21 protein-coding genes and 1 tRNA gene are annotated in these 26,479 nt (G+C 66.4%); 8 read left to right on the top strand and 14 right to left on the bottom strand.

Annotated features, from left to right (window positions below; translation table 11 throughout):
* Nucleotides 1–58 precede the first annotated feature (58 nt).
* The gene (locus tag C795_RS0113995; RefSeq protein WP_017794372.1) at nt 59–661 is read left to right on the top strand and encodes a DUF4126 domain-containing protein; all 603 of its coding nucleotides are present in this window, start codon (nt 59–61) and stop codon (nt 659–661) included.
* Between the two features lie 136 nt (nt 662–797).
* Here C795_RS0113995 and rpsA read toward each other — a convergent pair whose 3' ends face one another.
* Nucleotides 798–2,243 carry a 30S ribosomal protein S1 gene (rpsA, locus tag C795_RS0114000; RefSeq protein ID WP_017794373.1) on the bottom strand — a complete coding sequence of 482 codons (1,446 nt, stop codon included), beginning with the start codon at nt 2,241–2,243 and terminating at the stop codon, nt 798–800.
* A gap of 250 nt (nt 2,244–2,493) precedes the next feature.
* Here rpsA and C795_RS16170 point away from each other — a divergent pair, with 250 nt between their 5' ends.
* Together C795_RS16170 and C795_RS0114010 are read left to right on the top strand one after the other, a co-directional pair.
* Nucleotides 2,494–3,090: a glycosyltransferase gene (locus C795_RS16170; protein ID WP_017794374.1), complete on the top strand. Its 597-nt coding sequence runs from the start codon at nt 2,494–2,496 to the stop codon at nt 3,088–3,090.
* The gene (locus C795_RS0114010) at nt 3,090–4,550 is read left to right on the top strand and encodes an aminobutyraldehyde dehydrogenase (protein ID WP_017794375.1); all 1,461 of its coding nucleotides are present in this window, start codon (nt 3,090–3,092) and stop codon (nt 4,548–4,550) included. Before C795_RS16170 ends, C795_RS0114010 begins: the two co-directional genes overlap by 1 nt.
* A 95-nt stretch (nt 4,551–4,645) precedes the next feature.
* Here C795_RS0114010 and polA read toward each other — a convergent pair whose 3' ends face one another.
* On the bottom strand, nt 4,646–7,267 hold the full coding sequence (gene polA, locus C795_RS0114015; protein ID WP_017794376.1) for a DNA polymerase I: 2,622 nt from the start codon (nt 7,265–7,267) through the stop codon (nt 4,646–4,648).
* A 96-nt stretch (nt 7,268–7,363) separates the two neighbouring features.
* Between polA and C795_RS0114020 the strand changes: the two genes are divergently transcribed.
* Nucleotides 7,364–7,819, top strand: coding sequence for a hotdog fold thioesterase (locus C795_RS0114020; RefSeq protein WP_017794377.1), 456 nt, complete (start codon nt 7,364–7,366; stop codon nt 7,817–7,819).
* A 125-nt stretch (nt 7,820–7,944) separates the two neighbouring features.
* Here the strand turns inward: C795_RS0114020 and C795_RS0114025 are convergent, their stop codons facing one another.
* Nucleotides 7,945–8,556, bottom strand: coding sequence for an ANTAR domain-containing response regulator (locus C795_RS0114025; RefSeq protein ID WP_017794378.1), 612 nt, complete (start codon nt 8,554–8,556; stop codon nt 7,945–7,947).
* Between the two features lie 202 nt (nt 8,557–8,758).
* On the opposite strand from C795_RS0114025, the gene C795_RS0114030 reads away from it, so the two are divergent.
* A tRNA-Leu gene (locus C795_RS0114030) sits at nt 8,759–8,843 on the top strand.
* 73 nt (nt 8,844–8,916) lie between these two features.
* Here the strand turns inward: C795_RS0114030 and C795_RS0114035 are convergent.
* From C795_RS0114035 to C795_RS0114080, 10 genes are all read right to left on the bottom strand, one after another.
* Entirely contained in the window at nt 8,917–9,462 is a 546-nt protein-coding gene (locus tag C795_RS0114035) for a DUF2165 domain-containing protein (protein ID WP_232225500.1), read from the bottom strand.
* A gap of 133 nt (nt 9,463–9,595) precedes the next feature.
* Entirely contained in the window at nt 9,596–11,110 is a 1,515-nt protein-coding gene (gene gatB, locus C795_RS0114040; RefSeq protein WP_017794380.1) for an Asp-tRNA(Asn)/Glu-tRNA(Gln) amidotransferase subunit GatB, read from the bottom strand.
* On the bottom strand, nt 11,110–12,645 hold the full coding sequence (gene gatA, locus C795_RS0114045; RefSeq protein WP_026139703.1) for an Asp-tRNA(Asn)/Glu-tRNA(Gln) amidotransferase subunit GatA: 1,536 nt from the start codon (nt 12,643–12,645) through the stop codon (nt 11,110–11,112). Before gatA ends, gatB begins: the two co-directional genes overlap by 1 nt.
* A gap of 9 nt (nt 12,646–12,654) precedes the next feature.
* Nucleotides 12,655–12,978, bottom strand: coding sequence for an Asp-tRNA(Asn)/Glu-tRNA(Gln) amidotransferase subunit GatC (gene gatC, locus C795_RS0114050; RefSeq protein ID WP_017794382.1), 324 nt, complete (start codon nt 12,976–12,978; stop codon nt 12,655–12,657).
* A gap of 83 nt (nt 12,979–13,061) precedes the next feature.
* A complete protein-coding gene (locus C795_RS0114055; protein ID WP_017794383.1) occupies nt 13,062–13,721 on the bottom strand; it encodes a DNA-3-methyladenine glycosylase I in 660 nt (219 codons plus the stop codon).
* Nucleotides 13,722–13,864: 143 nt separating this feature from the next.
* Complete coding sequence (gene ligA, locus C795_RS0114060; protein ID WP_017794384.1) at nt 13,865–16,225, bottom strand: NAD-dependent DNA ligase LigA; 2,361 nt, start codon at nt 16,223–16,225, stop codon at nt 13,865–13,867.
* A 24-nt stretch (nt 16,226–16,249) separates the two neighbouring features.
* Nucleotides 16,250–17,458, bottom strand: coding sequence for a tRNA 2-thiouridine(34) synthase MnmA (mnmA, locus tag C795_RS0114065; protein WP_033349830.1), 1,209 nt, complete (start codon nt 17,456–17,458; stop codon nt 16,250–16,252).
* A 96-nt stretch (nt 17,459–17,554) separates the two neighbouring features.
* Nucleotides 17,555–18,733, bottom strand: a complete 1,179-nt coding sequence (locus C795_RS0114070; RefSeq protein ID WP_017794386.1) for a cysteine desulfurase family protein — start codon at nt 18,731–18,733, stop codon at nt 17,555–17,557.
* 31 nt (nt 18,734–18,764) lie between these two features.
* Nucleotides 18,765–19,772: a tetratricopeptide repeat protein gene (locus tag C795_RS0114075; protein WP_026139705.1), complete on the bottom strand. Its 1,008-nt coding sequence runs from the start codon at nt 19,770–19,772 to the stop codon at nt 18,765–18,767.
* A 66-nt stretch (nt 19,773–19,838) separates the two neighbouring features.
* Nucleotides 19,839–21,806 carry a hypothetical protein gene (locus C795_RS0114080; RefSeq protein ID WP_017794388.1) on the bottom strand — a complete coding sequence of 656 codons (1,968 nt, stop codon included), beginning with the start codon at nt 21,804–21,806 and terminating at the stop codon, nt 19,839–19,841.
* A 228-nt stretch (nt 21,807–22,034) separates the two neighbouring features.
* On the opposite strand from C795_RS0114080, the gene C795_RS0114085 reads away from it, so the two are divergent.
* Both C795_RS0114085 and C795_RS16175 read left to right on the top strand, forming a co-directional pair.
* Nucleotides 22,035–25,295, top strand: a complete 3,261-nt coding sequence (locus tag C795_RS0114085) for a hypothetical protein (protein ID WP_157487159.1) — start codon at nt 22,035–22,037, stop codon at nt 25,293–25,295.
* Nucleotides 25,296–25,299: 4 nt separating this feature from the next.
* Nucleotides 25,300–25,824 carry a ribonuclease H family protein gene (locus tag C795_RS16175; protein WP_017794390.1) on the top strand — a complete coding sequence of 175 codons (525 nt, stop codon included), beginning with the start codon at nt 25,300–25,302 and terminating at the stop codon, nt 25,822–25,824.
* A gap of 160 nt (nt 25,825–25,984) precedes the next feature.
* Here C795_RS16175 and C795_RS17765 read toward each other — a convergent pair whose 3' ends face one another.
* On the bottom strand, nt 25,985–26,308 hold the full coding sequence (locus C795_RS17765; protein WP_332248484.1) for an HNH endonuclease signature motif containing protein: 324 nt from the start codon (nt 26,306–26,308) through the stop codon (nt 25,985–25,987).
* On the opposite strand from C795_RS17765, the gene C795_RS17630 reads away from it, so the two are divergent.
* A partial coding sequence (locus C795_RS17630) for a hypothetical protein (RefSeq protein WP_232225501.1) occupies nt 26,213–26,479 on the top strand: 267 nt, incomplete at its 3' end. The genes C795_RS17765 and C795_RS17630 overlap by 96 nt on opposite strands.

The following is a 26,479-nucleotide window of genomic DNA, read 5'->3' on the forward strand; positions in this document are numbered from 1 at the left end:
TCGGGTGCGCTATTGGGAATGCGTGCGCGACGATTAGAGTTGCAGCGGGAGGAACCTCATGCTTGAACTCATCACCGGCACGGTGCTCGCCGCGTCGGCAGGCCTCAACGCCTACATCCCGCTGCTGGGGCTCGGCCTGATGGCCCGATTCACCTCGCTCGTCGATCTTCCCGACGGCTGGTCGTGGCTCGCGAACGAGTGGAGCCTCGGCATCGTCGCCGTACTGCTCGTAATCGAGATCATCGTGGACAAGGTGCCCGCACTCGACACCGTCAATGACGTCGTGCAGACCGCTATTCGGCCCGCCGCCGGCGGGCTTGCCTTCAGCGCAGGCTCGGCGAGCGAGACCGTGGCAGTATCGGATCCCGCAGCGTTTATCACGTCGGCCCAGGTTTGGCCGTTTGCGCTGGGGATTCTCGTCGCGCTTGTGCCGCACCTCCTCAAGGCCATCGCGAGGCCGGCGCTCAATCTGGTGACCGCTGGCGCTGGCGCCGCGGCGGTCAGCACGCTTGAGGACATTGGTGCGGTGGCCTTGACCGTGCTCGCGGTCGTGGTGCCTGTGCTCGCGCTGATCGCGCTTGTTGCGGCGATCGTGTGGCTTGCACGCAGGCTGCGCCGGGCTCTCGCTGAGCGACGCGCGCGTCGCACGCGCATCGCATAAGGCCTGCTCCACCCGGTCGCCACTAGCGCCACAAACACCGAAGGCCCGGTCCCCTTTCGGGGCCCGGGCCTTCGTGTTACTGCGTTACAGCTCTACTGCCTGAGCACGGTGGCCGCGCTCAGGCAGTAGGGGGCAATTAGTTGCCCTCGAGCTGCGCCTTGAGTGCTGCAAGCGCGGCGTCGTCGGCGAGTGCGCCGGTCGTTGCCGAATCGCTCGAGAACGTCGAGGAGGGTGCGGGAGCTGCGGGAGCCGCAGCTGCCTCGGCAGCCATCTCGGCGACCTGCTTCTTGTGAGCCTCCCAGCGATCCTGGGCAGCAGCGTACTCCTGCTCCCACTTCTCGCGCTGCGACTCGAAGCCGTCCTTCCACTCCTGCGTCTCGGGATCGAAGCCCTCGGGGTACTTGTACTCACCGTTCTCGTCGTACTCGGTGGTCATACCGTAGAGAGCCGGATCGAACTCGGTGCCCTCGGGGTCGACGCCCTCGTTAGCCTGCTTGAGGCTGAGCGAGATGCGGCGGCGCTCGAGATCGATGTCGATGATCTTGACGAACACGTTCTGTCCTGCGGACACAACCTGCTCGGCGAGCTCAACGTGCTGATCCGAGAGCTCGGAGATGTGCACGAGGCCCTCGATGCCGTCTGCAACGCGAACGAACGCGCCGAAGGGAACGAGCTTGGTGACCTGACCCGGTGCGATCTGGCCGATCGCGTGGGTGCGGGCGAATACCTGCCAGGGATCTTCCTGCGTAGCCTTGAGCGAGAGCGAAACGCGCTCGCGGTCCAGCTCCACCGAGAGAACCTCGACGGTAACTTCCTGGCCAACCTCGACCACGTCAGATGCGTGCTCGATGTGCTTCCAGGAGAGCTCGGAGACGTGCACGAGGCCGTCCACGCCACCCAGGTCGACGAACGCACCGAAGTTGACGATCGACGAGATAACACCCTTGCGAACCTGGCCGGGCTTGAGCTCTGCGAGGAACGACGAGCGCGTTGCCGACTGCGTCTCCTCGAGCAGCGCGCGGCGCGAGAGCACCACGTTGTTGCGGTTCTTGTCGAGCTCGAGGATCTTCGCCTCGATCTCCTGGCCCAGGTACGGGGTCAGGTCGCGTACACGACGCAGCTCGATGAGCGATGCGGGGAGGAAGCCACGCAGGCCGATGTCAACGATGAGGCCGCCCTTGACAACCTCAATGACGGTGCCGGTGACGACACCCTCGGTCTCCTTGATCTTCTCCACGTCGCCCCAGGCACGCTCGTACTGAGCGCGCTTCTTGGACAGGATCAGACGGCCTTCCTTGTCCTCCTTCTGGAGCACGAGTGCCTCAACGGCGTCGCCGACCTGAACGACCTCGTCGGGGTTCACGTCATGCTTGATGGACAGCTCGCGCGAGGGAATGACGCCCTCGGTCTTGAATCCGACGTCGAGGAGCACCTCGTCGCGGTCAATCTTCACAACGGTGCCCTCGATGAGGTCGCCGTCGTTGAAGGACTTAATAGTCAGTTCGACTGCTGCAAGGAAATCTTCGGCCGAGCCGATGTCGTTTACTGCAACCTGCTTGCTAGCAGTCGTTACGTTCGTCATGAAATTGGTCTCCAGATGGACAGGATATTCAGGCGGGTGTGCACCACTCTTTGGGCCGAATTTCGACACGTCGAAACCCGCTAGGCACTCCCACATTGGACTTGGTTGGTCGCCACAAATGTGACACCCCAGCTTACCCCGCCCAGGTCCACTTAGACAAGCGGCGACACGCCCGGCTGCTCGCGTCAAGGATTCGACGCTCACGCGATCGACTACCCGTGCCAGTGCGTGGCACCGCATTGATTCGTCGGTGCGCGAGACCGACGTCAACATCGAACTGCCCGAGGCGTTTACCTCAGGCGAGCGCCCCCTGATTTACTTCTCGCTGGGCTCCCTCGGCAGCGCCGACGTCGCCCTCATGAACCGCATCCTCTCGGTGCTAGCCACCATGGACGTGTACGTCATTGTGTCGAAGGGCCCACTGCACGACGAGATCACGCTCGCCGACAACATGTTCGGGGCCGAGTTTCTGCCACAGACCAAGCTGATTCCGCGCTCGGATCTCGTGATCACCCACGGCGGCAACAACACGGTAACCGAGTCCATGCACTTCGGTAAGCCCATGGTGCTGCTGCCCCTGTTCTGGGACCAGTACGACAACGCGCAGCGCGTGCACGAAAAGGGGTACGGCCGCAGGCTCCCCACCTACGCGTTCACCGATGAGGATCTCAAGCACGCGATCACCGATGTGCTGGGCGACGACGAGCTGTTGGCACGCGTCCAGGCCGCGGGCGAGCGGATTCGCTCCCGTGATGGGCTGCGCCGGGCCGCGGACCTCCTCGAAGAGCTCGCGCTGTCGGGCCGGCAGAGCAATCCCGCCACCGCCAGCATCAAAGTGATCGCCTGATGATCAACGGCAGCTATATTGCCGGGTCCCCCGGGTCGTCCGCCGACGGCAATGTGCGCGAACTCATTGATCCGGCGACGGGCGAGCCCATTGCGTCCGTACGCGAATCGACTCCCGCAGATATTGAGCGGGCAACCGCGGCCGCGCGCGCCGCGCAGCCCCTGTGGGCTGGGCAGACGCCCGGGGCCCGTGCCCGGGTGTTGCTGCGCCTCGCGGACGCGATCGAGGAGCACGCGGTGGAGCTGTCGGAACTCGAGGTTGCCGAGCGGGGTGTGCCCCTCACCACCATCCACGACGGCGAGATCCCGTTTGCGGCCGACAACCTCCGGTTCTTCGCGGGCGCCGCGCGCTCGCTCGATGGCACCGGTGCCGGCACATTCAGCGAGGGTTACACCTCGGTGCTGACGCGTCGGCCCGTGGGCACCGTCGGCGGCATCACGCCGTGGAACTTTCCACTCATCATGGCGCTGTGGAAGGCGGGGCCCGCCCTCGCCGCAGGCAACGCAGTCGTGCTGAAACCGTCGCAGCAGACGCCGCGTACGACGCTCATGCTCGCCGAGCTGGCGACGGCGGCCGGTCTACCCGATGGCGCCCTCTCAGTCATCACCGGAGGGGCGGCCGCCGGGGAGCAGCTGGTCGCGTCGTCCCACATCGATATGGTGAGTGTGACCGGCTCCACCCGCACGGGCAAGGCCGTCATGGCGGGGGCCGTCGACCGGGTGAAGCGCGTGCACCTCGAACTCGGGGGCAAGGCCCCGGTGCTCGTGTTCGAGGACGCCGACCTCTCGCATATGGCGCACGCCATCGCGCTGGGCGGCACCTACAACACGGGCCAGGACTGCACGGCGGCCACCCGCGTCTACGTACACCGCAGCAGGTATGACGACGCCGTAGCCGCGCTGCGCGCGCAGCTCGGCCAGATTGTGGTCGGGGTGCCGAGCGACCCGTCAACCCACATCGGTCCGCTCATCTCGGCCGAGCACCGCAATCGCGTGCACGGCTTCGTCGCTGGCGCGGTCGACGCGGGTGCAGAGGTGCTCTTCGGTGGCGCCCCGCTCGACGGGCCGGGCTACTTCTACCCGCCCACGCTCATCGTCGGGGCCGAACAGCGCTCTGGGATCGTGCAGGGCGAGGTCTTTGGCCCGGTGCTCGTAGTGCTGCCGTTCGATACCGAGGACGAGGCCGTTGCGCTCGCCAACGACAATGCCTACGGGCTGGCGTCGTCGATCTGGACGAGCGACGTGGCCCGCGCGGTGCGCGTGAGCCACCAGCTCGATGTCGGGGTGACCTGGATCAATGATCACCTCCCGATCGCGTCCGAGGCGCCGCACGGCGGGGTCAAGGGATCGGGGTTCGGCAAGGACATGTCGATCGAGCCGCTGCTCGATTACTCCGTCACGCGGCATCTTATGATCCGGCACGCGCCGCCGCCCCCAACCACCGGGTTTAGGCCGGCTTAGCGTCCGGGAGACACACGAGCGGGGCGACGGTTCAGAAGAACCGTCGCCCCGCTCCGCTGTGCGCGCGTGCGCTCGCGCGTGACTCAGCGCGCTCGCTAGTGTGCCGCGGCGTTCCAGTTCGCGCCGTGCCCGACCTGCACCTCGAGCGGCACAGCGAGATTCGCCGCCCCGGCCATCTCCTCGCGCACAATCGCCTCAAGCTCGTCCCACTCGCCCGCCGAGACCTCGAACATCAGCTCATCGTGGATCTGAAGCAGCATGCGCGACTGCAGGCCCGCCGCACGCATGCGACGCTCGACCGCAATCATGGCGATCTTGATGATGTCGGCGGCCGACCCCTGAATGGGCGCATTCAATGCCGCGCGCTCGGCGTTCTCGCGCAGGATCCGGTTGGGGCTCGCGAGATCGGGGAAGGGACGGCGGCGACCAAAGATCGTCTCGGTGAAGTTGTCACGCTTCGCCTGCTCCACGACCGAACGCAGGTAGTCGCGCACGCCGCCGAAGCGCTCGAAGTAGTCCATCATGAGCTGCTTGGCCTCGGCCGCCGAGATACCCAGCTGCTTTGACAGACCAAAAGCAGAGAGCCCGTATGCCAGGCCGTAGCTCATGGCCTTGACCTTCGAGCGCATCTCGTTCGTGACGTCGGCGGGTTCCACGCCGAAGATGCGCGAACCGACGAAGCGGTGCAGGTCCTCGCCCGCGTTGAACGCCTCGATCAGTCCCTCGTCCTGCGACAGGTCAGCCATGATGCGCATTTCGATCTGCGAGTAGTCGGCCGTCATGAGCGTGTCGAACTCGGGCGCGTGGATGAACGCCTCGCGAATGCGGCGGCCCTCCTCCGAGCGCACGGGAATGTTTTGCAGGTTCGGGTCGGTCGACGACAGCCGCCCGGTGCTCGAGCCCGTCTGCACGAGCGTCGTGTGAATGCGCCCGCCGTCGTCCACGGCCTTGATGAGGGTCTCGACCATCTGCCGCATCTTGTTGGCTTCGCGGTGCGACAGCAGCGCATCAAGAAACGGGTGCGGGTTCTTCTGCTGCAGGTCGGCGAGAGCCGCGGCGTCGGTCGTGTACCCGCTCTTGGTCTTGCGCGTCTTGGGCATGTCGAGCTGCTCGAAGAGCACCTCCTGAAGTTGCTTGGGCGACGACAGGTTCACCTCGCGACCGATCGCGTCAAAGGCGCGCTGCTGCAGCTCGGCCACGCGATCCTTCAGCTCGGCCTGGTGCGCCTCGAGCAGCGGCAGGTCGATCTCGACGCCGCGGGTTTCGAGGGCCGCGAGCACCGGAACGAGCGGCAGCTCGATGTCGGTGTAGATCTCGCCCGTACGCGACTCGAACCGCGACACGGCCACGGCGTGCGCCCGCACGATGTACCAGGCGAGGGCCGCGGCATCAGCAGTGTTCTCTTCGTCGGGCACCAGCTGGTTCGGGTCGCCCTCGGGAACCTCTTCTCCCAGGAAGCGCAACACCGCATCGGCGATGTTCTTCTCAGCTGTCGCGGGCCGCAGCAACCAGGCCGCGAGCAGCAGGTCGCCAGCGATTCCGCCCACGGCAGCCCCCGCGCGCTGCGCCAGCTCAAGCTGGGCCTTCGCATCAAAGAACACCTTAGGCGAGTCGGATGCAAGCCACGCCTCGAACTGGCCGTAATCGAGGCCGCCCACGATCCAGTCAAACCTGACCGAGGCGGTTTCGGTCGCGATGCCGACCTCGAGCCCGGCAAGCCCCTCGCGGATCAGGACCGCGGGGCTCGGGTTCTTGGCAAGCCAGTCCCCCAACTCCTCGTCGATCAGGTGCTTAGCCTCGGGGCGCTCGGGTGCAAGCGGAGCCGCGGGCTGTGCCGGATCGTGCGACACCTCGGTGCCCGAGAGCTTGGCGACTCGCTGCAGCAGGGTGCGGAACTCGAGTCGCGCGAACACCTCTGCGACCGCGTCCATGTCGGTCTGCCCAAGCTTCAGTTCGTCGACGGTGACGTCGAGCTCGACGTCACGCACCAACCGGTTGAGCCGGCGATTGCGCTCGGCGAGGTGCGCGTGCTCGCGCAGACTCTCGCCGACCTTGCCACCGATCTCGTCCTGGCGACGCAGGATTTCCTCAAGCGATCCGAACTGGTTGATCCACTTCACCGCGGTCTTCTCGCCCACGCGGGGCACACCGGGCAGGTTGTCGCTAGTCTCCCCAACGAGCGCGGCGATCTCGGGGTACTGCTCGGGGCGCACACCGTAGCGCTCCATGACCTTTGCGCCGTCGTAGCGGGTGAGCTCGCTTACGCCTTGCTTTGAGGGATAGAGCAGCGTGATGCGGTCGTCAACGAGCTGAATCGTGTCGCGGTCACCGCTCACGACGAGCACGCGGTATCCCGCCTCGGCGCCCTGCGTCGCCAGCGTGGCGAGGACGTCGTCAGCCTCGTAGTTTTCTTTTTCGATGGTCGTAATGCCCATCGCGTGCAGTGCCTCCTGCAGCAGCGGGATTTGCCCCTTGAACTCGACCGGAGTCTCGCCGCGAGTGCCCTTGTACTCGGGGTACTCTTCGGTGCGGAAAGAGTGGCGCGAAATATCGAACGCGACCGCGAGGGAGTCGGGCTTTTCGTTGCCCAGCAGGTTGATCAACATCGCAATGAACCCGTGAATGGCGTTCGTGTGCTGCCCGGTCTGAGTTTGAAAACTATCAACCGGCAGCGCGTAAAAGGCTCGGAAGGCCAACGAGTGGCCGTCAATGATCATGAGAGTAGGCTGGGGCGTATTCGACACGACTCCAGCCTACAAGCCGCCGCCGACGAGCGCGCGGGGTGTAGCTCTTTCGAAAGGCCTATTCTCTCGATGTCAGATGCCACTCTCAGCTACCAGGCCGGCGCACTAGGTGCGACTGCGGCAGCGGATGCCCTCGACTACATCCGCGAGCGCGGCCTCGGTGCCCTCGCCGACAAGATGGGGATCGAGTTTCTCGAGTTCACGTCGCAGCGTGCCGTAGCGACCATGCCGGTCGAGGGCAACACGCAGCCGATCATGCTGCTCCACGGCGGCGCATACCTCGTGCTGGGTGAAACACTCGGATCGATGCACGCCAATCTCATGGCCCCCGAGGGGCACGTCGCAGTGGGATTGGAGATCAATGCCACGCACACGGGTTCGGCCCGATCCGGCATCGTCACGGGCGTGTGCACCCCAATCAAGCTGGGCCGCTCGGTCGCAGTGCACGAGATCGTCATCAGCGACGAGGCGGGCAACCGCTGCTCGACCGTGCGCATCACGAACTTCTACAAGCGCATCTCCTAGCGAGCAGCCTGGCGGACAGCCTAGCCAGCAGACCAAGCGCGCACTCGAAGCACAGGTACACGAAAGCGGCCCGGGGAAATCCCCGGGCCGCTTTTCTACGCCTTACTCAGAACCGGCAGAAACGCTTACGCGTCCTTCTTCGGGCCGAGCTGGTCGATGATGGTCTTCGCGACGTCCTGCATCGTGAGGCGGCGATCCATCGACGCCTTCTGGATCCAGCGAAACGCCTCGGGCTCGGACAGGCCCATCTTGTCGTTCAGGATGCCCTTGGCACGATCAACGAGCTTGCGGGTCTCGAAGCGCTCGGCGAGGTCAGCAACCTCGTTCTCGAGCGTCGTGATCTGCTCGAAGCGCGAGAGCGCGATTTCGATCGCGGGGATCAGGTCAGCGGGGGTAAAGGGCTTCACAACGTACGCGAGGGCGCCTGCTTCGCTGGCACGCTTCACGAGCTCGGTCTGGCTGAACGCAGTCAGCAGTACGACGGGAGCGATGTTGTCCTTGTTGATCTGCTCAGCGGCAGAGATGCCGTCAAGCTTGGGCATCTTGACATCCATCACAACGACGTCAGGGCGCAGCTCTTCGACGAGGCGCACGGCCTCTTCACCGTCGCCGGCCTCACCAACTACGTCGAAGCCATTGTCGCGAAGCGTTTCAACGATGTCGAGGCGGATCAGGGACTCGTCTTCCGCGACGACAACGCGTCGCGAAGCGCTCGGGGCAGTGCTCTGGTCATTCACCCCCCTAGTTTACGACATTGTTACTTTGAATGTTGCTGAAGATACTCAGGGTGTGCCCCAAGGCCGCTTGACATTGGGGCTGGAGTTTGAGTGTCGAAGCTGGGCGGTTCGATTCTTGCGCCGCGGCCGTCCTGCGATAGTGTGTTCTTTGGTGATGCGCCCGTATTGGGCGCACTAGAATCATCAGCACAACAGAATATTTGCCGGATTGGTGGAATTGGCAGACACGGCGCACTCAAAATGCGCTGCCGAAAGGTGTACGGGTTCGAGTCCCGTATCCGGTACCACGTTCAAGGCCGCTACCCAGCTAGTTCACACTGGCGGGTAGCGGCCTTGTCGCATTTCATCGCTGCGGAGCGATCACTCTGTTACGGGCGTCTCCCCCCGCCGCCACTGGGCACTGGGCAGGTGCAGCAGCACGAGGCCAATACCGGAGATCATGATGTTTCGGATCGCGGTGTCGAGTCCATTCCAAGCTTGTGAGCGCCACATCTGGAACCATTCGCCGCCCACTGCAATGAATCCGCCGGCGAACAGCAGCACGATGAGCAGCAATCCGATACTGGCCCAGGTGCGGCCTGCGTCAAACGAGGCCGAACTAAAGCACGCGCGGAGTAGCAGCACGAACCCCACGATGAGTGCGACCGCGGCGGCCGTCTCGAGCACGATGATGGCGATGTACCCCAGGTTCCACATCACGGGGTTGTCGATGGCGTGCCACATCACGTCGGGGTCCAGGCCTTCGCCCGGCGGCTGCCCGAAGTTGGTGGTGTCCATCGACAGGACATGCTGCACGAAGGCGAAATTCGTGCTGTAGTCGGTAATGTTGCCAAACGCCACGAGCAGGATGTAGAGCCCGTTCACGAAGACAAAGATGGTGACCGCGAATGGCAACGTGCCGAGCACACGCCACCCCCGCACCGGCACCTGTCACGATCGAGCGGCTGACGTGTTCATGTGGCCACAGTAGCCCTCACTCACCAAATGCAATAGAGCCCGGATCATAACGATCCGGGCTCTATTGCATACTGTAGGGGGACTACTGTGCTGCGCGCTCCAGCACGAGCTCGCGCACGCGGGCCGCGTCGGCCTGGCCGCGCATCGCCTTCATGACGGAACCGATGACCGCACCGGCGGCCTGGACCTTGCCGTCACGAATCTTCTCGAGCACGTCGGGCTGCTGCGCGAGCGCAGCGTCGATGGCTTCGATCAGCGGGCCGTCGTCGGAGACGATCGCGAGGCCGCGGGCCTCGACGATCTCCGCTGCGGTGCCCTCGCCGTCGATGACACCCTGCAACACCTGGCGGGCGAGCTTGTCGTTAAGCGTTCCCGCGTCAACGAGCTCGACCACAGACACGATCTGCGCGGGCGTGATCAGGTCGATGGGCTGGACCGAACGCTCGTTTGCGATACGTGCGATCTCGCCCGTCCACCACTTACGTGCGGTCTGGGCGGGAACGCCGGCGGCGACGGTGTTCTCGATGGCGCCGACGAGGCCCGCGTTCACCACGTCCTGGTACTCGAGCGTCGAGAACTTCCATTCGTTGCGCAGGCGACGCGTGCGCAACGTGGGATGCTCGGGAAGCGTTGCTCGTAGCTCCTCGACCAGCTCGCGTGAGGGCGTGAGCGGCGAGAGATCGGGCTCAGGGAAGTAGCGGTAGTCGTCGGCGTCGCTCTTAGGGCGGCCGGGCGAGGTCTCGCCGGTGTCTTCATGCCAGTGACGCGTCTCCTGGGTGATCGAACCACCCTCCGCGAGAATTGCGGCCTGGCGCTGAATCTCGAACCGCACCGCACGCTCGATCGAGCGCAGCGAGTTCACATTCTTCGTCTCGGTGCGCGTGCCCAGTACGCTCATGCCGGCGTCCTCGTTGCCGCGGGGGCGCAGCGAAACGTTTGCGTCGCAGCGAATGTTACCGCGCTCCATGCGTGCGTCAGAGATACCAAGCGCGATAACCATGTCACGGATCACCGAGACATAGGCCGAGGCGACCTCGGGGGTGTCGGCCTCGCCGCCGAAGATGGGGCGAGTCACAATCTCGACGAGCGGAACGCCCGCGCGGTTGTAATCAACGAGCGAGTACTCGGCGCCCTGGATGCGGCCAGTCGAACCACCAACGTGGTTCAGCTTGCCGGCGTCCTCCTCCATGTGCGCGCGCTCGATGGGCACGTTGATCACGCGACCCGAAGCGAGCTCGATCTCGACCTCGCCGTCGTGAGCGATCGGATCATCGAACTGCGAGATCTGATAGTTCTTCGACATGTCGGGGTAGAAGTAGTTCTTGCGGGCGAAGCCCGACACCTCTGCGATCTCGCACCCCAGGGCGAGCCCCAGGCGGATCGAGTAGCGCACGGCCTCATCGTTGACGACGGGCATTGCGCCCGGAAGCCCGAGGCAGACCGGCGTCAGGTTCGTGTTCGGCTCGGCTCCGAAGGTATTGGGGGCCGAAGAGAACATCTTGGTCTTCGTGTTGAGCTCTACGTGCACCTCGAGGCCGATCACCGGCTCGAAGCGTTCGAGGGCTTCCTCGAAGCTCATCAGCTTGGTCTTTGCCATTAGTTCGCTGCCTTTCGTGCCATGCTGCCTGCGAGTGCGGGGGCCTGAGTCCAGAACGGTGAGCCGTCGCGCGCAGTGATGAGCTGCTCAACAGCGGCACCCGCGCGATACATGCGTGCGTCCTCGTAGGCGGGGGCAATGATCTGCAGTCCGACGGGCAGGCCGTCTTCTGCTGCCGTGCCGATGGGCAGGCTAATGCCGGGCAGACCCGCGAGGTTCGCGGGAATGGTGGTGGCGTCGTTGATGTAATCCTGCATCGGATCTGCGTTGTGCGTGCCCAGGTTCCATGCGGTCGTGGGGGCGGTGGGCGACATGATGACGTCGACCTGCTCGAAGGCGGCCGCGAAGTCGCGCTGAATCAGCGTGCGGACCTTCTGCGCGCTGCCGTAGTACGCGTCGTAGTAACCGGCCGACAGGGCGTAGGTGCCGAGGATGATGCGGCGCTTAACCTCGGGACCAAAGCCCGCGGCGCGCGTCGCGCTCATGACGTCCTGGACGGTGCCGCCGGCGTCGGGAGTCACGCGCATACCGAAGCGAACCGAGTCGTACTTTGCAAGGTTGCTCGAAGCCTCGGCGGGCAGGATCAGGTAGTACGCGGCCACCGCGTACTCGAAGTGCGGCGCGTCGATCTCGACGATCTCGGCTCCTGCGGCGGTGATCATGGCGAGCGTTTCATCGAAGCGTGCCTTCACGCCGGGCTGCACGCCGTCGAGCATCAGCTGCTTTACGACGCCAACGCGCAGGCCCTTAAGCGATGCCGGATCGGCGCCGCCCAGTGCAGCCGCGGCCATTGACGGCCACTCGAAGTTGAGCGAGGTTGCGTCGTGTGCGTCGTGGCCGGCGATGACATCGTGCAGCAGCGCCGTGTCGAGCACGTCTCGGCCGCAAGGGCCAATCTGGTCGAGCGAAGACGCGAGCGCGATGGCACCGTAACGGCTGACGCCACCGTAGGTCGGCTTTGCACCAACGGTGCCGGTGAGCGCTGCGGGCTGACGGATGGAGCCGCCGGTGTCGCTGCCGAGGGCGAGGGGCGCCTGGAATGCGGCCACGGCTGCGGCCGAACCACCGCCCGATCCGCCGGGAACACGGGTCGTGTCCCAGGGGTTGGCGGTGGGACCGTATGCCGAGTTCTCGGTGGCCGAACCCATGGCGAACTCGTCCATGTTGGTCTTGCCGATTGAGACAAGACCTGCGGCGCGGGCCTTGGCCACGGCGGTCGCGTCAAACGGCGACTGGTATCCCTCGAGAATCTTGGAACCTGCAGTCGCGGGCATGTCGGTGGTGACCAGCACGTCCTTGACCGCGAGCGGAACGCCGGCGAGCGCGCCGAGGGTCTCACCTGCGGTGCGGCGTGCATCGACCTCGCGCGCGGCGGCGAGCGATGCCTCCGCGCGCGTTGCGAGGAACGCGTTGAGCGTGCCATCGACGGCCGAGATCTGATCGAGGTGGGCCTGCGCGGCCTCGACAGCAGAAACATCGCCGGCGGCGATCTTGCCCGCGAGCTGAGCTGCGGTCAGCGTAATCAATTCACTCATGGCTCTCCCCTACTGCTCTTCGCCGAGAATCGAGGACACGCGGAACATGCCGTCGTAGACTTCGGGCGCGTTGGCGAGCGCCTCTTCGCGGGTCAACTGGTCGGTGATCACGTCGGGACGAGTCACGTTGTTCAGCGGAATGGGGTGGCTGGTGGCGGGCACCTCCGGTGCTGCCACCTCGCTCACCTTGGCGATATTCGTGAGAATCGCTCCAATGTCACTCGAAAGTGAGTTGACCTCTTCATCGGTGAGGGCGATCTGGGCGAGGCCCGCGAGATGCTGCACGGTCTCTACCGTGATCTCGCTGCTCGCGCCCGCTGGCGTTTCAGGCATGCTGCTCCATCGTTACGTCGGAACGAAATAGGTTCGTTGAACCCTACTATCCTAGCGAGCCGTCGCGGAGTAGCAGCCGAACGCTACGTCTGGGCGGGTACGGTGGCCAGCGACACCCGCGACCCGTCGGCGTTCCACAGCCCCGAACAGCCTCTGCGGTGGCTCTGCACCAGGTGCACGTCGACGATACCCATCGCTGACATCAGGGCGTAGAGCGTCGTGGGACCCACAAACGAAAACCCCCGCCGCTTGAGTTCTTTCGCGAGGGCGACCGACTCCGCGGAGGTCGAGGGGACCTGCGCGTCGGTCGTCGGGGCGGGCGAGTGCTCGGGCATCGCCGACCACACGAGCTCTGACAGCGTGCCGCCCGCCGCGTGCAGCTCGAGGATGGCGCGGGCGTTGGTGATGGTGGCCCATATCTTGCGTCGGTTGCGAATGATCTCGGCATTGCCCATGAGTTCAGCCACTTCGGCCTCACCATACGCCGCAACCTGCTTCGGATCGAAGCCTTGAAACGCCCGCCGAAACGCATCGCGCTTGCGCAAGATCGTGAGCCATGACAGCCCCGACTGGAAGGCTTCAAGGCTGAGGCGCTCAAAGACGCCGGCCTCCGTGGTCACCGGCATGCCCCACTCCGTGTCGTAGTACTCGGTGAGCAGCGGGTCTGTGGTCGCCCAGGCCGCGCGTACCGGCGGCACCTCACCTGCGGTTGGTGGGGCTGCCACTGCAGCGGTGTTCGTCATCTCGGTTCTCCTCCGAAGCTCACGCGGGGCGGGGCAAGTCCATTTAGCGTAACCACGTCCCGGGCCCCAAGAGGGCCCGAATTCGAATCTGTGGATAACTCATCGGATCCGCGTGATCGCGCCCGCTGTGGACGCCTCGGGTGCTAGAGTCCAAGCGCCGCGGGCCCCTCCGTCACGAGCATCGCGAACTGCGCGGCGTCGAGCACCGGGATCCCCAGTTCCTCGGCCTTTGCGAGCTTGGATCCGGCGCCGGGTCCGGCCGCGACATAGTCCGTCTTCTTCGATACGCCAGAGGCGGCCTTGCCGCCGGCCTGGATGATTGCTTCCTTCGCGCCGTCCCGGGTGAACCCGTCGAGCGAACCGGTTGCAACGATCGTGAGCCCCTCGAGCACGCCGCCCTCGGGCACCTGAGCACCGGGGCCGGGGTGGCCCGGCGTGGCCCACTGGACCCCGGCCGCGGTCCAGCGATCAACGATGTCGACGTGCCAGTCAACGTCGAACCAGGCTTTGAGGGACTCGGCGATGATGCCGCCGACACCCTCGACCTCGGCGAGCTCTTCCTGGCTCGCGGCCCGGATCGCGTCGAGCGACCCAAACCAGTCGGCGAGCGCGCGCGCGGCGACTGGCCCGACATGGCGAATGTTGAGCGACACGAGGAGACGCCAGAGGGGCTTCGTCTTGGCCTTTTCGAGCTCTTCGAGCAGCTTGCCCGCGTCCTTCGCCGGCTGTAGCTCGCGGTGGTTCTTCTTGATGCCCGCGGCCCGGCGCTCGGCCGGCGTCGCATTTTCCCACCCGGGCGGGTAGGTGGCGGGGCCCAGCTTCTGGAACGGGGTGCGGCGCGTGAGCTCGCCCGTCTCTTCGTCACGTTTCGGCTCGCCGGTCTCGGGGTCACGCACGATCACGACGATGGGCACGAGCTCCTCAAGGGTGAGGTCGAACAGGCCGGCCTCGGTTTCGAGCGGCGGGCGCTCGGGCACCTCGGGGCCGGTCAGTGCGGCTGCCGTAATCTCGCCGAGCACCTCAACGTCGAGTGCCCCGCGCGAGCCGATATGTTCGACGCGGCCGCGCACCTGCGCGGGGCACGCGCGGGCGTTCGGGCAACGCAGGTCAATGTCGCCCTCCTTCATCGCACGCAGCGTTGCACCGCACTCGGGGCAGCCCTCGGGCATGTGCCACTCGATCTCGCTGCCGTCACGCAGCTCAGTGACCGCGCCGAGCACCTCGGGGATCACGTCGCCAGCTTTGCGCAACACAACGGTGTCTCCGATGAGCACCCCCTTTGCCTTCACGACTTCCTGGTTGTGCAGCGTGGCCTGGCTCACAGTCGACCCGGCGACCTTCACGGGTGCCATGACGGCGTACGGTGTTGCCCGCCCGGTGCGCCCTACCCCCACTCGAATCTCGAGCAGCTGGGTGTGCACCTCCTCGGGCGGGTACTTGTACGCGATCGCCCAGCGCGGCGCACGGCTCGTCTCGCCCAGCTCGGCGTGCAGTGCGAGCTCATCGATCTTGACGACGATGCCGTCGATCTCGTGCTCGACGTCGTGCCGGTGGGCACCGCGATCGGCGATGAATGCCTCGATCTCTTCGACCTCGTCGAAGACTCGCGAGTGGGGTGAGACGGGCAGACCCCAGCTCCCCAGCAGCCGGTATGCGTCGGACTGGTTGGCAAATTCCGGGTGAGACCAGGCACCGATCCCGTGCACGTACATTGAGAGCCTGCCGAGCCGTTCGCGCATGAGCGCGAGCTCTGCGTCGTTCTTGTTGTCGGAGCGCTGCCGCAGGCTGCCCGCGGCGGTGTTGCGGGCGTTCGCAAACTCGGGGTATTTCACGGGGATCTGATCCTCGCCGCGGCCGCGGGCGCGCTGCTCGTCGGCGTACTGTGCTTGCAACTGGTGCTGGCGCTCGTTGAGCCAGGTGAAGTCCTCACCGCGCAGAAAGACCTCGCCCCGCGCTTCAAAGAACTCGGGAATGTTGGACCCGGCAAGCTGACGAGGAATCACGGGGATCATGTCGACGTTCTCGGTGATGTCCTCCCCCACCCGACCATCGCCACGGGTCGTCGCAGTCTCCAGGACGCCGTTGCGGTAGGCCAGGTTAATGGCGAGGCCATCGATCTTCAGCTCACTCAGCCACTTCACCGGCCGCCCCGCCGCGAGACGGGTCTTCTCCGTCCATTCCCGAAATTCTTCAATCGAGAACACGTTGTCCAGGCTCAGCATGCGTTCGGCGTGTTCGTGTTCGGGAAACCCGGCCGACACAATTTGCGCGCCGACCTCGCGGGTCGGGCTGTCCTGCCCGGCGAGCTCAGGAAACGCCTGCTCAATGGCCTCGAGTCGGTGGAACATCGCGTCGTACTCGGCGTCGGACGCGAGTCCGGTGCCTTCGGAGTAGTACGCGACGCGTAGCCGGTCGATCTCGACGGTCAGGCGCTCTGCTTCGCGACGCGCGTCGGCGAAGTCGAGGGTGTACACATCGGGCGCTTGAGAGAAGTCGTTCGTCACCCCTCAAGTGTAGATTGTGCGGGGCTAGTGTGCCCCGACAAACTCATCAGCGAGTGCATCAGTCGCCGCGTCGTCCGATCCGGCCGCCTCCGCGGGCACCGCGCGGTCGATCGTGAACTGGCCCAGCACTCGCGTGCCCACGTAGACGACGGCCGTCTGGCCGGGAGCCACCCCGAGCAGCGGCTCGGCATGCTCGAGATCAATGTCTACGACGAGCTCGTGGGTCGCGTCCGCACGGTGCTCCTCGGTGCGCTCCGACTCCAGAATGGGAATCAACCGCGCAAACCCGGGTACCGGATCGGCGTGGGCGCGAATCTGCACCTCGCAGTTGAACTGCTCAGCCACGTCAAACCCGGGCTCACCCGCCCAGCTATAGCGTCCGCCGGCGATCCGAGTAATCGCGAGGCTCTCGCGTGGCCCCACGACCACCTGGTTGGACACCGGGCGAATCGACAGCACAAACCGCGGCTTGCCGTCGGCCGCGGGTCTGCCGATCGCGAGTCCACGCCGTTGCCCTACCGTGTAACCGTGCGCGCCGTCGTGCTGGCCGACCACGTCGCCCGTCTCGTCCACGATGTCACCCGGGGTGCGGTTCAAGTGGTCGGAGAGCCAACCACGTGTGTCGCCATCGGGAATAAAGCAGATGTCGTGGCTGTCGGGCTTTTGCGCGACCTGGAGCCCGCGCTCGGCCGCCTCGGCTCGAATGAGCTGCTTCGAGGGCGTGTCACCCAGCGGGAAGTAGCAGTGTGCGAGCTGCTTCTCAGTGAGCACGCCCAGCACATACGACTGGTCCTTCGCCCACGCGCTCGCGCGGTGCAGCTGCGGCCCGTTGGGGCCCGGTTCGAGCGTGGCGTAGTGTCCCGTCGCGACGGCGTCGAAGCCGAGCGCGATGGCTTTGTCGAGCAGCGCCTGAAACTTAATCTTCTCGTTGCACCGCATGCACGGGTTGGGGGTGCGCCCCGCGGCATACTCGGCGATGAAGTCGTCGACGACGTCTTCCTTGAAGCGCTCGCTGAGGTCCCACACATAAAAGGGGATCTCCAGCAGGTTCGCCGCGCGCCGCGCGTCCATGGCGTCTTCCACCGTGCAGCATCCGCGCGATCCGGTGCGAATTGTGCCCGGCATTCGGCTCAGGGCGAGGTGTACGCCAACGACTTCGTGCCCCGCTTCAACGGCGCGCGCTGCCGCCACTGCGGAGTCCACGCCACCGCTCATAGCCGCCAAGATTTTCATCAGGATAGTCTACTCGCCTCGGTCTGTGTACGACCCACATTCGAGCAATTGACAGGCGCGTCGCTCACTCCAGACCAGCCTGTTACGACGGGACACCTAGGACAGGCCGGCGACGCGTGCGCGCGCGACCGCTGCGGGCAACGCCTCGAGCAGCGCGTCGATCTCGCTGTCGGCCGTGTCTGGCCCAATTGTGAAGCGCAGCGCCCCGGCGGCTTCGTCCTCGGGCACGCCCATGGCGAGGAGTACGTGCGAGGTTTCGTGCACGCCCGCCTGACACGCGGAACCCACCGATGCCGAGACCCCGGCGGCATCCAGCAGAAACACGAGCGAGTCCCCCTGGCATCCGGGGAAGGTGAAGTGCGCATTGCCCACCAGCCGTGACTCGGCGCCAGGCCCGCGCATCACGGCCTCGGGTGCGACCTCGCGCACGCCCGACACCAGCCGGTCGCGCAGCACGCGGGTGCGCGCGATGCGCTCCGCCCAGGGTTCCCCGCGGTCGTCGAGCGCCAGATCGATCGCGGCCGCAAACGCCACGGCGCCCGCAACATTCTGGGATCCGGATCGCGCGCGCTGCTGCGTGCCTCCGTGCATCAGCGGATCCGCGACCGTGCGGCGCCCCAGCACCAGCGCGCCCACCCCGACCGGGCCACCGATCTTGTGTGCCGAGACGCTGAGCGCCGCGGCGCCGGTCGCGGCGAAGTCGATGCGCTCCTGGCCCAGGGCCGCCACGGCGTCGACGTGCACGGGAATGCCGTGTGTACGCGCAACGGCGCAGAGCTCGGCCACGGGCTGCACGGTACCCACCTCGTTGTTCGCCCACATCAGGGTCGCGAGCGCGACCTGATCCGGCCCAGCCTGAGCGATGGCGTGCGCAAGCGCCTCGGGCGTGATGCCACCCGTGGCATCGATCGGCACCTCGAGCAGCGTCGCGCCCTGCGTCTCCGCGAGCCACTGCGCGGCCTCGAAGGTCGCGTGGTGCTCGCCTGCGGCCACGAGGATCACCGGGCCCGATCCGGCACGCCTGCGCGCCCAGAACATGCCCTTAATCGCGAGATTGATGGATTCAGTGCCGCCGCCCGTGAGAATCGTCTCAGCCCGGTCGCAACCGAGCGCCGAGGCGATCCGGTCGCGCGCGGTCTCGAGCGCTTCGCTTGCGAGCTGCCCGTGCTGGTGCGTCGAAGACGGGTTTCCCACCACTCCGAGTGCGTCGAGGTACGCCTCGCGCACCTCGCGGGGCATGGGCGAGGTGGCGGCGTGATCGAGATAGGCGCGCACGGGGGTGGTTCCTCGGGTTGCAGGTGCCGGATTAGTACATCAGGTTCGCGAGCTGGCCCCGGGCCGCGATCACGCGCGGATCCGCGACGCCAACGACCTCGAACAGCTCGAGCAGCCGCTCGCGAATCTGGGCACGCCCTTCGGCGTCCTGCTCGGCGAAGAGGTCGAGCAGTCGCAGGAAACCGTCCTCAATATGCCCGCCCGAGACATCAAGGTCTGCCACGCGCAGCTGCGCTTCGACGTCCTTCGGGTTGAGACCCGCGGCCGAGCGAATCTCGTCGATGCTGTAGCCCTGGAGCCGGTGCAGCAGCTTGACCTGCACGAGGGCCGCGCGGGCCACGGCATCGGCGGGAGCCTTCTTCAACACCAGCTCCCACTCGGCGATCGCGGTCGCAAAGTCGCCGTTCTCGCCAGCCTCCACCGCGGCGCGGTGTGCCTCGGGAATCTCGGGCTCGGCGGGAGCCGCGGGCTCAGCGCCCTCGCCTCCCACGGCCTGCTGGGTATCGGGGGCGCTGACGCGACCGGTCACGCCCTGTTGTGCCGCAAGCTGCAGCAGCTGGTTGAAGTACTCGCGCACCTGCGCCTCGGGCATCGCGCCCTGGAAGAGCGGTACTGGGCGGCCCGCCACGAGCGCCACCACGGTGGGAATGCTCTGTGCCTGGAACGCCTGCGCGATACCGGGGTTCGAGTCGACGTCAACCTTGGCGAGCAGCAGCTGACCGCCGAACTCGCGGGTGAGCTGCTCGAGGATGGGGCCGAGCGTCTTGCACGGCTGGCACCATTCGGCCCACAGGTCGATCACAACGGGGACGACAGCCGAGAGCTGGGCAACCTGCTCGAACGTGTCGTCGGTGACGTCGAGCACGAGCGAGGGCACGTCGACGGTCTGGTGGGACGCGCCGGAAGCCCCGGGGCCAGCTGCGCCGCCGGGTGCGGCTTGGCCGGTGGCGGCGGCCTGCGCCTGGGCCTGGTGGCGTGCGGCCAGGTGGCTGAGATCGACGCCGCCTCCGGGCAGGCGCTCTGGCATCGGGTTACTCATCGTGGGGTCCTCCAAGGTAGTTCGGTACAGCTCGTGCGGGTCAACCAGTGCAACCAGTCAGTGCGACTAGTTCGTGGCGGCGACGAGCTCGCTGGTGACGCCGAGAAGTTCGATCTTGGCGTTCTGCTGATCTGATTTGCTCGGCACGAAGAAGAGCAGCTGGTGAGCCACCTTCTGCACGAGCTTGTCTTGTTCACCCGACAGGCCAGACAGTGCGGTGACCGCGTCCTGTGCCTGCGGCTTGTAGCGGCCTCCGGCCGAATCGACGATTTGCTCTTCGATCACGGTGGTGGCGACGAGTGCGCCACCGGCGCCGGTCGACAGCGCGGTGATCGGCTGGTCACTCTGGTAGGCCAGCGCGCTGAACTTCATCGTCTGGCCCTTGCCGTCAGAATCGGCCTGAGCCTTCGCCGCACGCGCCCGGCCGTAGTTCTCGAGCAGCGTGTCGCCTTCCACAGCAAACAGCTCGGCCTCGGGGATCTCGGTCCCGTCCTGCAGCAGCTTGGCGTAGGCGGCGCCCACCTCTCCGGGGGGCATGATGAGCGTTTCGAGGTCATCCGCGAGCACCGCGGTGCCCTCCTCCGCCGGGGCCGCCTGCGGCATCGAAATGCCGCCCTGCAGCGCAATCACGCGGAACACCTGGTAATTCTCGTGCGGGCTTTCCTGACGCAGAATGAGGGCGAGCGAGGGCGAGGCCTCTTCTGACCCGTCGCCGGCCTTCGAGGCCACCGTGGCGAAAATCGTGCGGGGCCAGCCTTCAGTGCTCTGAATCAGCTGGTAGTCGAGCTCCTCGCTCGTCACGATGGGCGGGATCACCGGGTAGTCCGGCATCGCCGCGCGAATCGTATAGTTTGCTTTTCGCTGCGCGAGGGCGTCACCCGCGAACCGCGTCTCGAGCCGTTGCGGGTCGAGCGCCTCGTCGGCACTGGTGGCCGATTCCGACACGCTCTTGATGATGCGGCTCACCTGCTCGGCCGTGACGGGAACCGGCGCAATGCCAGATGCCGGCGACTCAACCTGAGTCTTCTCGGTCGTCGGCTGCTCGCCCAGCTGCGGCCAGTAGCTCGCCGAACATCCCGAAAGTCCGAGCGCAAGCGTCACGCCCACCGCGGGCAGAAGCGCCAAGCGGCGCGAATGCGCGGTGCGTGCGCGGGTGCCGGATCCGGCGCCTTCGCCCGGGGTGGTTTCCGTCGTGGGCGATGCTGGCGCGTCAGGAGTCACAGTCGCTTCCGAGGTAGGTTCTGAGGCTGGGGGTGCAGCTGAAAGCTCAGTCGGCGTTGCTGCAGGCGATGCGGGTGCTTCGGCCGTGCCCGCACGGCCGCGCGAGAACGAGTTGCGTAGGCCCTGCAGCGGGCCGCGGCGACCGCGACGCGGCCCGAGGCCTCGGCGATCGTGATCGACCGCGAGCAGGTACAGCACGCCGCCCGCGAGCGCGAGCAGGCCGCCGGCCGCGAGCAGCGGCCCGGCCCAGGGCGTGTTGCGGTCTTGCGCCCACACGAGCGCGACATCGGCGGGCACCGGATCGGTGCCGTTGGAGGCGATGATGACCGACTGGTCAGAGCGCAACGCTACCGGTACGCGCAGCGCGTCAGTCTCGTTCGCGGTCTGTTCGCCTCCGACCGCGGTCACGGCACGCTCCTCGAGCCACAGGTCAGAGCCTCGCGGATCGAGCGGCGCGGTTTGTTCCTCCCCCGTATCCTCGTTGACGATTGCGGGGGCCACCAGCGCGGTCTGCAGCGTCTTCGTGGAGGCGTCGACCGTGAGCTCGGCGTGTGAGTAGGGTTCGACCCAGCCGCGCACATCTCGGGTCGCGCCCGTAGCCACAAACGCGGTGTCACCGCGCACTACGACGTTGGCCTGACCCTCGACCTTTGCGAGCTCGGCCGCATCGATGATCGCGTAACCGGTGTCCGATTGGGTGTCCACTGGAAAGCGGATCTCTGCGGGGCCAGCCAGAAAGGTGCGTTGGCCGATTCCGAGCAGCAAAAGCAGCCCGGCGGCCACCAGGGCCACGATTGCAAGCACGTGTCGCACGGGGTGCTCCTCGCTTCAGGAAATACGGTACCTCCCAACGCTACCGGAGCTTCCCGATATTCCCATGCGTCACTGTCGTCGGATTTAGTGAGGGAGGTGCGCGGGCAGCTCGCCCGCGGGGCGAGCTCACGGGCAACGGAGCTGCGTTTCAACTATCATGATGCGGTACGTGCCCGCGCGACGGCGCCCATTTCATGGGCGACCGTTTTTAGGTATTTCGGAGGACCCGTGTCCGACTCATCCCCACAGTTCACTCCTGCGTTTCGCGGCTACAATCGCGACGAGGTCGATGAGCGGATCGGGTCGCTAACTGGCCACATCGGCACGCTGCAGTCGCATCTGGAATCGCTCCAACAGGCGCACCAGCAGGCGGCGCAGGTCGGCCAGGAGCAGCGAGAGCTGATCGCCGACTTGCAGGATCAGGTGTCTGAGCTGGGCGCCACCGGATACTCAGGTCTGGGGCTGCGCGTTGAAAAAAGCCTGCAGGTTGCAGAGGATCACGCACAGCGCCTCATGGCGCAGGCTGATCTTGATGCAGAGAAACTGCGCCGGTCGTCTGAGGACGAGGCGTCTCGCGTGTTGTCGTCGGCGCAGTCGCGCGCCGACGAACTGCTCGCCGCCGCCGCCGAGCAGGCTGAAACCTTGATCGCTGGCGCACGCACCGACCTTGCAGAGCAGACCGCGCACGCCAACGCCGAACGTGAGCAGTTGCGCGCGGAGTCAGACCGACATGCCGAACTCACCCGGAGCTCGGCGACGCGCGAGGCCACCGCGGAGCGCGAGACCGCTCACCGCGACGCCGAAGCAGAGCTCGCGGCGGCGCGCGCCGAGGCAGCACGGGTGCGCGGCGAAGCGCAGGCCGCGGCGAACGAACTGCGCGAGGAAACCGAACGCCAGGCAGACACGTTTGCGCGCGAACGCGCTGAAAGCGAGCGCCAGGCCCAACTCGAGCGAGCACGCCTGGTGCAGGAGGGCGAGCGCGCCCGTGCCGAGTTCGAGGCCAAGCGCCAGCGCGAAGAGGCCGAGCTTGAGGAGCGGTTCACAGAGCGCTCGCGCGAGCTCGAGGCTCGGAGCGACCAGGAACGCCGCGAGCTCACCACCGAGATGGAGTCGCTGCGTGCGCTGATCGCGCAGGAACGGGCCGACCACGACGCGAGCATCGCTGCGGAACGTGACGCGCAGGCGAAACGGCTGGGCGCAGAGGTCGCCGCGCACGATAGCCGTATCGCGCAAGAGCTTGCCGCACAGGCGGCAGCCCTCGTGCGCGAGGCCGACGCCGCCCAGGCCGAGGCAGCCACGCTCGCTCAGCAGGCCGAGCGCGAGCGCGAGCGCGCACACGCTCACGCCACCGAGGAGATCGAGCGGCTTGCCACTGAGCACAGCGCACGCATCGCGATGGAGCGGGAATCGCATCAGGCCGAGCTCGCTGCTGCACGCAGCGCGCACGACGAAGCGCTGAGCACCGAGCGCGCGGACCAAGAATTTACGCTGTCGTCCGAACGTTCAGCCCACGACGCCGCCATCAGCGCGGAGCGTGCCGCCCACGACGAGGCCATCGCCGCTGAGCTCGCCGCCCACCAGGCGGCGCTCACGAGCGAGCGGGCCGCGCACGAGGCGCGCATCACCGCGGAACGGTCGGACCAGGAATCGGCTCTCGCCCAGGAGCTCGCGTCGCACGTTGCACGCATCGCCGCTGAGAGCGAAGCGCACGCCGCAAGCATCGCACAGGAACGGGAAGACCACGACGACCGGATTCGCAGCCAGATTGTGTCCCATGAGGCACGGCTGGGCAATGAGCGTGAGGCCCACCTCACCAAGATTGCGTCCGAGCGCGAGGCACACGAGGCGCGCATCGACGCGGAGCGCAACGCACACGATTCCACGCTGACTGCTGAACGCGAAGCCCACGACACGACCCTCGGCGCTGAGCGTGAGGCTCACAACACGACGCTCGCGACAGAGCGTGCTAAGCACGATGCGACGCTTGCGGCGGAGTCTGCGGAGCAGCACACGCAGCTTGCTGCTGAACTCGCAGAGCACGCCGCAGCGCTGCTGAGTGAGCGCACCGGGCACGATGATTCCCTCGCGTCAGAGCTCGCAGCACATGTGGCCGCTCTCGCCAGCGAACGAGAGGCGCAGTTCGTCGAGCTGACCGTCGAACGCGAGACGCACGATGCGACCCTGCTCGCGCAGCGTGATGATCAGGCGGCCGCCCTCTCTGCTGAGCGGACGGAGCAGGATGCCCTCTTGCAGAGCGAGCGTGAGTCACTGCACACCGTGCTGGCGACCGAGCGTGAGGCACACGAGGAGAAGATCGGCCGGGATCTCGCCGAGCACCAGGATCGCATCATCGACGAGTCCGAGGCGCTCGCCTCACGTCTCGCTGCTGAGCGCCGCACGCACGATGCGCAGCTGAGCACCGAACGCACCACGCAGGAGCGCGCGCTTGCCGAAGAGGCCGCAACACATGCGGCGAAGATTTCCGATGAACTCGCCGTGCACGGCGAGCGCATTGCCACCCAGCTTGAGGCACACGCGCGTCGCATCGAGGACGAGCGCACGGCCGCCACCGAGCACAATATGGTCGAGCGCGAGGCAGCCGCCGCGTCGATCGGGGTCGAGCGCGAGGCAGCCGAGCTACAGCTCGAACTCGATCGCACGAAGCTCGCATCGGACCTCGCCCGAGAGCGCGAGGATCACGAGCGTGAGATCGCGGTGTCGCGCGAGCAGCACGAGGAAACGCTGCGTATCGAACGCGAGCAGCAGGCCGACGCAATCGCCCGCGAGATTGCTGCGAAGCGTGCCGAGGTGACCGAAGAGACGGATCTGCTGCGTGCAGACACCGTCGCGGAGCTCGCCCAGTACCGCGATAGCGAGGAGAGCGCGCTCGCGACGCTGCGCGCCGATGCTGAGGATGCCGCTCGTGCGCTGCGGGAGCAGATAGAAGCCGACACGCTGGAGTTTGCAACGTCATCGAGCCAGCAGCGCGATGCACTGGAGCAGGATCTTGCAGAGCGCCAGCGCGCCGCGCAGGATGCATCCAGCCGCGAGATTGCTGCGGCTACCGCTGAGCTCGCGGAGCTCCAGTCACAACTCGACCTGGCACGCGCGGAGTACGACCGCGTCACGTCGGAGGCGGCACACGACGCGCGCACCACGCGCGCTCAGGCTGAGGCGGATGCGGCCACGACCGTGCTGGAGGCGGAGCGTCGCGCGCAGATCACCTTCCACGCGGCCGAGGAGCGCGCCACCAAGGTGCTCGCTGCGGCTGAGGATCGTATGACGCAGCTGAAGGTCGAGCGCGGTGCGGTGGCCCGCTACTTCGAGAGCCTGGGTGAGGTCATCACCAACGCTCAGAAGATGAGCACCGTGGCCGGTCGCCTCGTCGATGCCCCCGTGGCGGAGGCAGAGGCGCAGTCACAGGCATCGTCTGAGCTCCCGGCTGATGCAACCATGCCCATCGAGCGCTTGAACGATCAGGAGGCCTAAGCGCATGAGTCTCATTGCAGCGGCCGATGGATCGGCACTGGGCAACCCCGGGCCTGCCGGCTGGGCCTGGGTTATTGACGGCGACCAGTGGCGTGCGGGCGGTTGGCCCCGTGCCACGAACAATCAGGGAGAGCTGATGGCGGTGCTCGATCTGCTGCACGCGACGAGCGCACGCGCGGCTGAGCCGCTCACCGTGCTGTGCGACAGCCAGTACGTCATCAATTCGGTGACACAGTGGATGCCCGGCTGGAAGAAGCGCGGCTGGCGCAAGGCCGACGGCAAGCCCGTGCTCAATCGTGAACTGCTGGAACAGATCGACGAGGCCATGGTGGGCCGCAACGTCAAGTTTCAGTGGGTCAAGGGCCATGCCGGGCACCCGCTGAACGAGGCTGCTGATGATCGCGCGCGTGCCGCTGCGACGGCCTTCCAGGCTCGACGAGCTCCGGATCACGGCCCGGGCCTGGCGGGCGCTGCTCCCTCGCCCGAGGTGCGTGTGGGAGCCCCCGAGGCTCCCCCGACACTGTTCTGAGCCAGCACCGATCTGAGCCAGTACCGATCTGAGCTAGCACTGATCTGGGCTAGCACTGATCTGAGCTAGCACTGATCTGGACTGGCATTAGTGCTGAACTAGAGCTGATCCAAGACACAAAACCTCCCGGGGCAGACTTCTGCCCCGGGAGGTTTTTGCACTATCGCTGCCGCGCCGGAGACACTTCTGGTCCCCGCAGCGGCGTACTCGGTTTGCTCGGCGTACCCGGCGTACCCGGCGTACCCGGCGTACCCGGCGTACCCGGCACCGGTTTCCCGGAGGTGCGCGCCATCGCGGCCCCCCACAGCGGCCGCGCCGGCCGCCACTCCAGCTCAGGATCCACCCACCTCGGCGCTAACACCTCGGGCTTGCCCCGCACCATGCGAACATGCCAGCCACTGACCTCGATACTGCGGTGATGCCACCAACACAACAGCACCCCGTTGTCGGTGGTCGTCGGGCCACCTTCTGCCCATGGTGTCACGTGGTGTACCTCGCACCATGTCGCCGGCACCGTGCACCCCGGGATGATGCAGCCGCCGTCGCGGGCCGCGATCGCGCGCCGCTGATGCGGTGTGAAGATGCGGGTGGGGCTCGATATCCCGAGGATGCGGCCGTCGTTGTCGATGAGGACTTTCTGGGTCGCTCCGGCACA

This window comes from Leucobacter salsicius M1-8, from assembly GCF_000350525.1.
Lineage (GTDB): Bacteria > Actinomycetota > Actinomycetes > Actinomycetales > Microbacteriaceae > Leucobacter > Leucobacter salsicius.

Bases quoted from the DNA above. Each gene is read 5' to 3' on its own strand.
- C795_RS0113995 (WP_017794372.1), top strand. From the start codon at position 59: ATGCTTGAACTCATCACCGGCACGGTGCTCGCCGCGTCGGCAGGCCTC.
- rpsA (WP_017794373.1), bottom strand. From the start codon at position 2,243: ATGACGAACGTAACGACTGCTAGCAAGCAGGTTGCAGTAAACGACATC.
- C795_RS0114010 (WP_017794375.1), top strand. From the start codon at position 3,090: ATGATCAACGGCAGCTATATTGCCGGGTCCCCCGGGTCGTCCGCCGAC.
- polA (WP_017794376.1), bottom strand. From the start codon at position 7,267: ATGATCATTGACGGCCACTCGTTGGCCTTCCGAGCCTTTTACGCGCTG.
- C795_RS0114020 (WP_017794377.1), top strand. From the start codon at position 7,364: ATGTCAGATGCCACTCTCAGCTACCAGGCCGGCGCACTAGGTGCGACT.
- gatB (WP_017794380.1), bottom strand. From the start codon at position 11,110: ATGGCAAAGACCAAGCTGATGAGCTTCGAGGAAGCCCTCGAACGCTTC.
- gatA (WP_026139703.1), bottom strand. From the start codon at position 12,645: ATGAGTGAATTGATTACGCTGACCGCAGCTCAGCTCGCGGGCAAGATC.
- gatC (WP_017794382.1), bottom strand. From the start codon at position 12,978: ATGCCTGAAACGCCAGCGGGCGCGAGCAGCGAGATCACGGTAGAGACC.
- C795_RS0114055 (WP_017794383.1), bottom strand. From the start codon at position 13,721: ATGACGAACACCGCTGCAGTGGCAGCCCCACCAACCGCAGGTGAGGTG.
- mnmA (WP_033349830.1), bottom strand. From the start codon at position 17,458: ATGAAAATCTTGGCGGCTATGAGCGGTGGCGTGGACTCCGCAGTGGCG.
- C795_RS0114075 (WP_026139705.1), bottom strand. From the start codon at position 19,772: ATGAGTAACCCGATGCCAGAGCGCCTGCCCGGAGGCGGCGTCGATCTC.
- C795_RS16175 (WP_017794390.1), top strand. From the start codon at position 25,300: ATGAGTCTCATTGCAGCGGCCGATGGATCGGCACTGGGCAACCCCGGG.